This is a genomic window from Mycobacterium sp. (assembly GCF_039583785.1).
Lineage (GTDB): Bacteria > Actinomycetota > Actinomycetes > Mycobacteriales > Mycobacteriaceae > Mycobacterium.
On record NZ_JAVKSG010000094.1, the window covers coordinates 1 to 9,687 of the forward strand.

Annotated in this window: 11 protein-coding genes, 2 pseudogenes and 1 riboswitch; of the genes and pseudogenes, 8 read left to right on the forward strand and 5 right to left on the reverse strand. The window is 64.6% G+C overall.

Translation table 11 applies throughout. From position 1 onward, the window contains the following. Nucleotides 1–108: 108 nt before the first annotated feature. The 7 genes and pseudogenes from ABDV69_RS18845 to ABDV69_RS18875 form a co-directional block, all read left to right on the forward strand. Nucleotides 109–423: pseudogene (locus ABDV69_RS18845) on the forward strand (ATP-binding protein); the annotation flags it as partial. A gap of 81 nt (nucleotides 424–504) precedes the next feature. Continuing rightward, nucleotides 505–585: riboswitch (Fluoride riboswitch) on the forward strand. Nucleotides 586–1,185: 600 nt separating this feature from the next. After that, nucleotides 1,186–2,550 (forward strand): PPE family protein, encoded by a 1,365-nt coding sequence (locus ABDV69_RS18850; RefSeq protein ID WP_343577116.1) that lies wholly within the window; start codon nucleotides 1,186–1,188, stop codon nucleotides 2,548–2,550. Between the two features lie 36 nt (nucleotides 2,551–2,586). Further along, nucleotides 2,587–2,982 carry a fluoride efflux transporter CrcB gene (gene crcB, locus ABDV69_RS18855; protein ID WP_343577117.1) on the forward strand — a complete coding sequence of 132 codons (396 nt, stop codon included), beginning with the start codon at nucleotides 2,587–2,589 and terminating at the stop codon, nucleotides 2,980–2,982. Next, nucleotides 2,982–3,362: a fluoride efflux transporter CrcB gene (gene crcB / locus ABDV69_RS18860; protein ID WP_343577134.1), complete on the forward strand. Its 381-nt coding sequence runs from the start codon at nucleotides 2,982–2,984 to the stop codon at nucleotides 3,360–3,362. Before crcB (ABDV69_RS18855) ends, crcB (ABDV69_RS18860) begins: the two co-directional genes overlap by 1 nt. Beyond that, nucleotides 3,359–4,462 carry a DUF190 domain-containing protein gene (locus ABDV69_RS18865; protein WP_343577119.1) on the forward strand — a complete coding sequence of 368 codons (1,104 nt, stop codon included), beginning with the start codon at nucleotides 3,359–3,361 and terminating at the stop codon, nucleotides 4,460–4,462. Before crcB (ABDV69_RS18860) ends, ABDV69_RS18865 begins: the two co-directional genes overlap by 4 nt. Nucleotides 4,463–4,573: 111 nt before the next feature. Beyond that, nucleotides 4,574–5,377, forward strand: coding sequence for a crotonase/enoyl-CoA hydratase family protein (locus tag ABDV69_RS18870; protein WP_343577120.1), 804 nt, complete (start codon nucleotides 4,574–4,576; stop codon nucleotides 5,375–5,377). A 116-nt stretch (nucleotides 5,378–5,493) separates the two neighbouring features. Continuing rightward, nucleotides 5,494–5,715: a hypothetical protein gene (locus ABDV69_RS18875; RefSeq protein WP_343577121.1), complete on the forward strand. Its 222-nt coding sequence runs from the start codon at nucleotides 5,494–5,496 to the stop codon at nucleotides 5,713–5,715. A 346-nt stretch (nucleotides 5,716–6,061) separates the two neighbouring features. On the opposite strand, the gene ABDV69_RS18880 is transcribed toward ABDV69_RS18875, so the two are convergent. Next, the gene (locus tag ABDV69_RS18880; protein WP_343577124.1) at nucleotides 6,062–6,349 is read right to left on the reverse strand and encodes a hypothetical protein; all 288 of its coding nucleotides are present in this window, start codon (nucleotides 6,347–6,349) and stop codon (nucleotides 6,062–6,064) included. Nucleotides 6,350–6,523: 174 nt separating this feature from the next. On the opposite strand from ABDV69_RS18880, the gene ABDV69_RS18885 reads away from it, so the two are divergent. Next, a complete protein-coding gene (locus ABDV69_RS18885) occupies nucleotides 6,524–6,757 on the forward strand; it encodes a hypothetical protein (protein ID WP_343577126.1) in 234 nt (77 codons plus the stop codon). A 46-nt stretch (nucleotides 6,758–6,803) separates the two neighbouring features. Here ABDV69_RS18885 and ABDV69_RS18890 read toward each other — a convergent pair. The 4 genes and pseudogenes from ABDV69_RS18890 to ABDV69_RS18905 all read right to left on the reverse strand — a co-directional run. After that, nucleotides 6,804–7,204, reverse strand: a pseudogene (locus tag ABDV69_RS18890) (type I glutamate--ammonia ligase); the annotation flags it as partial. Nucleotides 7,205–7,331: 127 nt separating this feature from the next. Continuing rightward, nucleotides 7,332–8,288, reverse strand: a complete 957-nt coding sequence (locus ABDV69_RS18895; protein ID WP_343577128.1) for a hypothetical protein — start codon at nucleotides 8,286–8,288, stop codon at nucleotides 7,332–7,334. Nucleotides 8,289–8,316: 28 nt separating this feature from the next. Beyond that, entirely contained in the window at nucleotides 8,317–9,006 is a 690-nt protein-coding gene (locus ABDV69_RS18900; RefSeq protein WP_343577131.1) for a glycoside hydrolase, read from the reverse strand. Nucleotides 9,007–9,074: 68 nt separating this feature from the next. Continuing rightward, nucleotides 9,075–9,467, reverse strand: coding sequence for a hypothetical protein (locus ABDV69_RS18905; protein WP_343577133.1), 393 nt, complete (start codon nucleotides 9,465–9,467; stop codon nucleotides 9,075–9,077). Nucleotides 9,468–9,687 lie beyond the last annotated feature (220 nt).

The following is a 9,687-nucleotide window of genomic DNA, read 5'->3' on the forward strand; positions in this document are numbered from 1 at the left end:
TGACGGTGCGCAGCTGCACATCAGGATTGCGCGGACCTCTCGCCGCAACGTAACGATCGAGAGCGGCTTGCATTCGCCGATCATGTTCCAAGAGAACGTTATCCGCTCGCCGAAATCCGCCTCCGACTGGCCACCATCGACGTCCTCATCATCGATGACTTTGCACTCAGGCCACTCGGCGCCACCGAGACCAGCGACTTCTACGAAATCGTCCTCGAACGCTACCGCGCCAACACGACCTCCAGCCGAGAACCCGCCGAATGGTTGACCATGACCGCCGACACCCTGCTGGCCCAATCAGCGATCGACCGACCGACCGCCACTGCGAACACCTTGATCATCGAAGGGCCGTCCTGCCGGCAACGCACCCGACCAGGACACTGCCAACTTGACCCAGACCACCCCGTCGAGCATCCTCAATGACGCGCCACGGTGGCCCGAGAAAGCGCTTCACGACGTCAGTGTCACAATAGCGCAGACCAGGCCGGCGACGTCGTCTACACTGGCTCTCGAGGCGATGGATCTCCGCCGGGGTTGCAGAGCGCGACCCGAACCGCCGGCAAGGCTGATGGCTCCTGCTCGACTCGTCGTGCAGGGGGTGCAGTGAGTTCAGTTGACAAATGCGGCAACCACATTCGCGGAAGCCGATCTCCGGCGTTCGCTTTCACACAAGGCAAACGCCCGTCTCGGGCCCGGTCACGCATCCGGTCACTGTTCGACCTCGCGCGAACCCTGCTGCTCAGCATAGACCGCGACCTGGTCATCCGTCGGTGCCGCCAGGACTCCGGTCGACGAGATCAGCACTCTAACAAGCTAACTCGACACGATGACCACATCGGCCACGGTATCGTGCTGTCAAATCTCAGAAAAGCGGTGTCCGAGTTCGTCAGATCCGGTGCTGTGTGCGCGAAAGGGAGATCAAACAGCATGTCCGCACACGACAGCGACGAGCAGGACGTCGGTGCGCGTCGATCTTCGACTCAATCACCGCGATTAAGGACCCACGACCGGTTGAGCGCGCGCCGTTGAGCGCACAGACCACCGCGCTAACTGCGGCGAGTCGATCGCTGGCCGCCGCGCACGGCACATCCAACGCACCCGGCACCTATCGGAAGGACCGTCAATGTCATTCGTTACCACTCAGCGCGACACGCGCAGGGCAACCGGATAAAGGGAGATGGTGCAATGGATTTCGCAGCGTTACCGCCGGAAGTCAACTCAGGCAGAATGTATGCCGGCCCGGGTTCGGGGTCGATGCTGGCCGCAGCCACCGCGTGGGACGGCCTGGCCAGCGAGCTCGGTTCCACCGCGGGGTCCTACCGGACGGTGATCGACGAGCTCACCGGCGGACCCTGGACCGGGCCGTCGGCGGCGTCGATGGTCGCGGCGGCCACCCCGTATCTAGAGTGGATGTCCACCGCCGCAGCGCAAGCCGGGCACACCGCGACTCAGGCGAAGGCCGCCGCCGCCGCCTACGACGCCGCATTTGCGATGACGGTGCCGCCGCCGGCCATCGCGGCCAACCGCAGCCTGCTGGCGACGTTGATCTCAACCAACATCATCGGGCAGAACACGATGGCGATCGCGGCCACCGAAGCCGACTATGCCGAGATGTGGGCCCAGGACGCCACGGCCATGTACGGCTACGCCGGTTCCTCGGCCGCAGCGTCGACCTTGACGCCGTTCACCTCGCCGCCGCCGACCACCAACCCGGCCGGCGTCGGCGGTCAGGCCGCCGCGGCGGGCCAGTCGATCACGTCGAGCGGTTCGCAGCTGATGTCAGCCGCACCCGCGGCGCTGCAAGCTCTGGCGTCGGCGCCGACCGCGGTGGACCCCGCCGCCCTACTGACGTTGTTGACCGCGATCATCATCCCGCTCACGGCGGTCGACATACCGGCCGCGAGCACCGCCGCGGCGGCGTCTTCGACCAGTGCAACGGCATCGTTCACCTCAGTGGGTACGACCTATCGAGGCTTGCTGATCAACGCCGACCGTGATTTTGCTCAAGGCAAGGAGCCCTACACCGGCACCGGGCCGGGCGCAGCCATGCTGCAGCAATGGATCTTCGGTGGACCCAACGCCTTATTCGAACCCTCTGGCGCGCCGCCGCCACCGCCGCCGCCACCGGCAGCAGTGAGTTCAGATCCGGCCACCACCATCGGCCGTCTTTCGGTTCCTTCGTCGTGGACGGTCGCGGCACCGGAAGTACGGCCCGCCGCCTACACGCTGCCGATCACCGCCGCGGGTGCGGCACCCGAGATGGCCGCAGATGCATCCAGTAACTGGTTCACCGACATGGCGCTCGCCGGTGCGGCCGGACGCGCGGTCGGCGGCACCGGCTCCGCGCGCAGCGGCGAGCAGCGCATCAGGTTCATCCACCCGGATAACCTGCGCCAACAGAAGGCGCAAGCCAACCCGCCGCGCGCCATCGCCGACGAAATAGACGGAATGGTCGCCGCGTTCGCGCAATCGCTGCTCACCAAGTTCGCCGACGCGGGATTGATGACCGCCGACGAGGTTAACGAGCAGAAACAACGGTTCAGATGGTGAGTCCCGTCGGCCATCGACACGAAAGGAACCCCGGCATTGGCGCGCTATGACTATCGGGCACTTGCCGCTGTGTTCGCCGGCGGCGTCGTGGGCACTTTGGCTCGCGATGTGCTGACGGCCATCGTGCCTGCCCCCGCGGCGACTCGGTGGCCGTGGTCGACATTTACCGCCAACATCGCCGGAGCCTTTTTGATCGGCTACTTCACGACTCGGCTGCTGGAGCGGCTACCTGTATCGAGTTACCGGCGGCCCTTCCTGGGAACAGGGGTCTGCGGTGGCTTTACGACGTTCTCCACGATGCAAGTCGAGATTCTGGCGATGATCAAACACCACGCCTACGTCCTGGCGGCGGGTTACGCGGTCGCTAGCATCACACTGGGTTTGGTCGCGGTCTACATAGCCACGGCCCTTGTCCGGCGGGCGCGGGTGTGATGGTGGCGATCACGTTAGCCGTGTTGATCGCCGGCGGCGCCGGTGGAGTACTGCGTTTCCTGGTGGACGGGGCAGTGGGCCGCAGAGTCAAACGGTCGTTTCCTTTCGGCACACTCGCGGTCAACGTCAGTGCCTCGATGCTGATGGGCCTGGTGACCGGCTTCTCCTTCGGACTCAGTGACCACGCTCTGGCCGCGATCGGCGGCTACAGCACCTTTTCCACCTGGATGCTGGAAACCCAACGGCTCCAGGAAGAACGCCAAATCGGCGATGCCATCGCCAACATTGCCATCAGTCTGTTCTTGGGCCTTATCGGCGCACTGCTCGGTCAATGGATAGCTGCCATCACATTTGGCCACCCGATCGGAGAAACACTGTGACACAAGCGGCTTGGAAACTCAGTGCCTATTTCCCTGAGCGCCAGCGGACCATCTCTGAGGGTGAAGGCGGTTCCCGGCCGACGTTTTTGGCCGATCAAATCCTGGATCTGTTCGACGAGCGGAAGGTCGCGACCAGCGTGATGCTTCGCGGCATCTCGAGCTTCGGGCCGGTGGGGGTGCTGCGCAGCGATGAGTCACTGACCTTGTCGGAGGACCCGCCGGCGGTGATCTACGCCGTCGACGTGCAATCCGCCATCACCCCATTGGTCGACGAAGTGGCGGCTATGACCGGGCGCGGGCTGCTGACCCTGGAGCGGGCGCAGCTGGTGCGCGGTGGCGTCGTTCCCGACCTTGCCAGCGCCGGCGAATGGGACGCGATCAAGCTCAGCGTCTATGTCGGCCGCACGGTGCGTGTCGGTCGCGTCCCCGCGTTTCGCGCTATCTGCGACGCGCTGTACCGCCGAGGGTTCGCCGTGGCATCAACTCTCCTGGGGGTCGACGGCACCGCGCAGGGCGTCCGTTACCGTGCCCAATTCTTGAGCCGCAACGTCAACGTTCCGATGATGATCGTCGCCGTGGGAAGCCCAGACCTGGTAGCGGGGGCGGTCAAGGAACTCAATGCGTTGGTGCCGAAACTGCTGTTGACCATTGAGCGCGTCGAGTTGTGCAAGCGTAAAGGAGAACTGCTGGGGTCCCCGCGCGATCTGCCGGCCACCGACGACCAAGGCCGCCCACTGTGGCAGAAGCTCATGGTGCACACCACCGAGGGTGACACCTACGACGGCGCGCCGATTCATCGACAGATCGTCCACCGGCTGTTAGCGTCGCAAATCGCGCAGGGCGCCACGGCGATGCGCGGGGTGTGGGGCTTCCGCAGCGAACGAAGACCGCACGGCGACAGACTATTCCAGGTAGTTCGCAAGGTTCCTGTGGTCACCGTCATCGTGGACACTCCCGCATCGATTGCACGAAGTTTCGAAATTGTCGACGAGCTGACCGCCCAACATGGTGTGGTGACGTGCGAGATGGTGCCGGCCGCGCTGTCCATTCACGGAGCGGGCCGACGCGGCAGTCTGCGGCCGGCTGACTACCGCTACTGAGTAGCGGTTCGCGCGGCGCGATCGGCCATGCCTTTCCCGGGTGATCCGGAGCGCGTCGGCCCCCAGGTGATCGCTCCGGCGGCTACCAGCTGTTGCGGTAAGTTCCCCAACATGGCCGAGGACAGAGTTCAGGTGAAGATCGGCGCCACTGGTGTGGCAACGGTGACGATGGTGCGCGCCGACAAGCACAACGCGCTCGACCGGGCCATGTTCGAGGGCCTGACGAATGCCGCAGCGCAGCTGGCGGACGATGCCTCGGTGCGCGTGGTCGTGTTACACGGCGAGGGGAAGAGCTTCTGCTCGGGTCTGGACATCGCCAGCTTCATGTCCGGCCAGGGTGGTACCGGCGTGCTCCTGGAGCGCGAGGGCGACCGGCCGGCCAACGTCGCCCAGCGGGTGGCCTACGACTGGTCGTTGGTGCCGGCACCGGTGATCGCCGCGATTCACGGGAATTGCTTCGGTGGTGGCTTGCAGATCGCGCTGGGCGCCGACATCAGGATTGCTGCCCCGGACGCAAAGCTGTCGATCATGGAAGTCAGGTGGGGCCTCGTTCCCGACATGGGCATCACGCAGACGCTGCCGCGACTGCTTCCCATCGACGTCGCGAAGGAGTTGACGTTCAGCGGGCGAATCGTCTCTGGCAGTGAGGCATTGGCGCTGGGTTTGGTCACACGAAACAGCGACGACCCGTTGGTGTCGGCGTTAGTACTTGCAGAGGAGATCGCGCAGAAGTCTCCGGACGCCGTGCGGGCCGCCAAGCGCCTCTACGACGAGACCTGGGCCTGCGACGACCCCGCCGCGGCGCTCAAACGCGAGTCCGAGTTGCAAACCGGGCTGATCGGCAAGCCCAACCAACTTGCGGCCGTCGTGGCCGGAATGTCGGGGGAGCCAGCGGTTTTCGTCGACCCCGCTTAGAGACCGCGACGAACCACCGGACACCAGCGCATAAAGCACCGCTAAGCCGCGCACCGCAACAGCCGTTTCTGGCCGGTCCCGCATGTCACCGCCACTAGCCGTAAGGTCTGTCAGACATGAGAAGACGAGTCTTCCTGCCAGTCGTTGTCACCTCAGTGGTCATCGTGTCGCTGCTGTATCTGTGGTATGACTCCGGGCAACACAAGCTCCAACGGTGTGTCAAAGTTCAGCACGACCACTTCTATTCGACCAGCGAGGGCCAGGAGTTGCACCGGCACGGAACGGATCCGCCGGTCGATCTGTTCATCCTGGAATGCAACCAACTGGGTATCCACTGATGGGTCTTTTGCCGGATCGTGGAACCGTCCGCAGCGCAACTGGCACCGCTGGAACGCCGACCCTCACGGCTGTAGACCGGCGCCGGGCGGGCACGGGACCTCGTCGATCTCACCCCCAGCCGGACCGACCGGAAGTCATCGACGCGATCGCCCCCAATATTTCGTCTGGGTGACAACCGCGGGTCGAACCTGTTGCCGCAGAATCGCGCGACTCTGCGCAAGGGGCAACCGCCTCCGCTGACCACAAACACCGGGCAGAGTGCGATCGCGCTCGCGGTTGCGTGCTCCAGCCGCCGGCCGCAGGTGCGCCTCCCGATGTGGGCGCCCGACCCGGTCGAGTGACCGCTCAGGCGGCTTGAGTGACGGTCACGCTCCGGAAGTGCTCGATGCCGTCTTCATCGGTCAAGTCTCGGACGACTTCGGCCAATTTGGATCTCACATCACTCGCTGACGAGTACTGCGTGATCGCAAGCGCCCCGTCGTCGAACTCGATAGTCACGAGGTAGTTGCTCACGGCGAGCCTCCTGATGCTGTCGGGGTTTCTCAACGCTAACCCGGAATCATCAACGCTGCCCCTTCGAACAGCTGTGAACCCACTGTACGTTCCGCCGACGGCCGACAAGGCGCAGAGCACCGAGTGTTCACCTGCTTTACACGTCGTAATACAACGCCGGATACGTGCTGGCCTTATGGCATTGTTTGCTGCGTTGGTTGCGACGTGAATCCGCAGCTCAGAGCGTTGCTTGCGTTGACTGCCGCGTCGTGCGCGAAGATCTTGCGGGCGCGAGCGGGTGGCACAATCGGTCCCATGAGAACCGCAATCATCCTCGCCGCCGCAGCGGCCATCGCCTTCGCGCCGACAGCAGCAGCAGATCCCGGCTGTTTCGACAGCTCGGACCCGACGTGCGGAGGCCACTCATGGAACGGGCCACTTCAGCAGACGTGGGATACGCCAGGTTTTTACGGCGGCAACACGGGTGGCGACCCGGTGCTGTGCAGTCCGCTGACCTACCAATGCAGCGGGGCGGTTCCGACGCGGTAAGCCGCACACTCTAGACAAATCCGATTGCGCAACAGTCTATTTCGGCGGCGGCGAACGAGCGATACGGATTGCCCGACGCGTCGGGGCAGCGGAACTCCAGTCGCTTGATTTTCGGGTTGTCGCCGGTGATCGAGATCCGCAGGCAGGCGAAGCGATTGCGTTGGCTGTACACCAAATTGATCGATGCTTCGTAGTCGGGGACCAGGCGATTGTAGAAATTGACCGTCGGGTTAGTGAAGGCCAGCAGCGACGGCGCGTGACACAGCAGTCCGCCGATCTAGTGCCGCGCGACGTCGGACAGCCCGGCATACCCGTCACTTTCGTAGCAAGCGGCACGCCGTCCTTCCACAGCGATTGGTGTGGGTGCATGCCCGAGTCGTTGCCGCCAAACAGCGGATTGGGCATCAACGCGACGGATTTGCTTGCCTGCCAAGCGGTCTGCTTGACGGGTAGGCCGAAATCAACTCCACGTGGAGGGGTCGCCGGCGTTGGGCCCGTCCTCGATCAGCGCGACGTTTCCATCGACTCGTCCTATGGCGAGTCAGGTCAGGCGATAGTCATCCAGCCTGGCGGCTCAACCGCCGTAGGTAGGCCCTTGGACGCCGTCCTTGTAGTCCACGCATTTCTTCGACGGCCCGGTGCCGGTGCAGCACTCCTCGAAGAGGCTCGGGTCTTGCCCGAAATGCGCGCTCACCTGGCTCTGGGTGTACTCGCCGCCGGAAGCCTTGCAGGAATCCTCGATGGCGGTCTGCGCGTGAGCGAGGGGCGCGGCCAGGATCATCGCGGCAGCCGGGATACCGAAGGCGGCGACGGGGATGGCGCGGAAGACCGGACGTGTCATGTTTCTCCATGGTTCTGGGGGTCGCACCAGTCTACCGACCGCGCGATCACACTGCGGCGTGCGTTTCGGCGATGCGCTCGATCGTCGCGCTGACCGCCGCGGCGGAGTAGTACCGACCGGCCCGGATGACTCCGGCAATGTCGTGAAGGTTCGCGACGTCGGCCCACGGATCGGTCCGCAGCAAGACGAGGTCGGCGTTTTTGCCGGGTTCGACCGTGCCCATGGTGTCGGTCCGGCCCAGGAATTCCGCGGTGTCAAACCTGCCGCCGCCAACTGGTCGAACTCTTGATAGAGGGCCAATCCCGGTATCTCCCAGCCGGATCCGCCGATATCGCTGCCGGCAAGCATGCGGACGCCCTCTTCGTCGAAAACTCGGACCAGGTGCAGCTGCCGGGCGTACAGGTTGCGGTAGGTGCTGCACATCGCCGCGGGGCAGGCAAGCATCAAGCGCAGTGCCGGCTCGGGGTCGCGGCGTCCTGCCAGCGGGTGAGCGTGCATGTCGCAGAACCCCGGTACCGCGTAGGTGTCTCGCGCATCGATCACCGTGACGCGATTGGAATGCTCGTCGGAGGTCGGCGTGACTCCGGCGATCCTGCCGTCGTCGATGGTGATGTCGACCGCGCGACGGCTGCTGCCGTCCCGGACGTCGACGACGGTGGTGCCCCGAAGGATCGTGCGTTCGGCGGCCATCCCGTGCTTGTGCCGTTGTTGCCTCCGATCAGGCCGGCGGCGTCGGCGTCATCGATCCGATCGAGTAGGTTTCGTGGCCGGTCGGGTAGCCGCCGCCATTGGTGGCGATGTGGACGTGGTCGTAGTGGTTGGCGGTTTCGTTGCCCATGTTCGCGGTCCAGCTCGGCTTGCCGAGTCCGGGGTAGATCTTCTGCCGCCAGATCACGTGTTCGACGCCCCACCGCTTGGCATTGGCAAGCGCGTATCCGGCGATCTGGTCGCCGAGCTCGATGCCTTCGGGCGAGTTGTGGTTTGGAATCATCACGTCGATCGCCAACCCATCGGGGTGCCATTTCAGCGCGTCCTGGCGGTACCCGCCGATGGTGGTGATCTGCGGAAACAACAGGCTGATGGCGCGAGCCGCCCAGATCGTCTTGACCTGCAGGCCATTCTCGGGCGCGACGCCGGCCGGCAGCGCGAACGTGAAACTCTGGGCGGCGGTGGGCGCGTCGGCCGTCAGCGATTTCAGTTCGGCGGGACTGGCCAGTCGCAGCGGCGCTATCGGCGGAGGCGGTTGTTGATGGGCCACCGGGCTGGCGCTGGACGCCACCGCTCTCGGCGTTCGGTCGCAGCAGGGCGTCTCGGTGCGCTGGGCGTAGAACATGCCCGCAGCAATGGCGAGGGTCGCCCCGAAAGCCAACCAGCGACCCCGCCCGCTGGCTGACCTATTGGTGCTCATGAGCAGCACCTTAACGCCTGGTCAGGCATTAAGTGGCGACTTGGGACAGCTCGTGTCGGAGCTGCGGATCAATAGATGACGGGGGAGAAGGCCGCCGAATTGCCCGTGCCCTGGCAGGTCACGTCGACGGAGTAATGCCCGCCGAGTTGCTGGAAAATGATCGTTATCGGCGCAGAAGGGTTCGGGCCGTTGACCGTCGTCTGGCTGTTGTAAGGAAATGCGGGCGTGCCCTGAACTCCCACGGCGTGATACTGGCAGACCTCAATGGCGCCCGGTGGGTTTTGGAGGTCGGTGATCGTCGCGAAGATCGCCCCGCCGCCCTCGCCATAGCTGACCTGCATGGTGTTGTCGCTGTTGTAGAAGTAGGTCGGGTTGGTGGCGTGCGCGATTCCGGCGCTCGACAGTGACAGCAGCCCCAGTACGGTCGCAGCGGTCGCTGAAGATTTCCGCACCGTGTTCATGTGTGCCCTCACTTTTCGTTGGACGAACGCCTGACCACACAATAATCGGGCCGGCGCCGGAGTCCGGCCACTTTGCCTCCCATCGCCACCGATACCCGCTTGCCGTGCAACTATTCGCGCCCGCAGCAGCCCTTGACGGGCTCCAGGCGAGCGTGCTCAAAAAATGTGGCGTGCGCCCAGAATTGCGCGATCGCCTCCGCGGCCCTGGGCGCCACAGCTT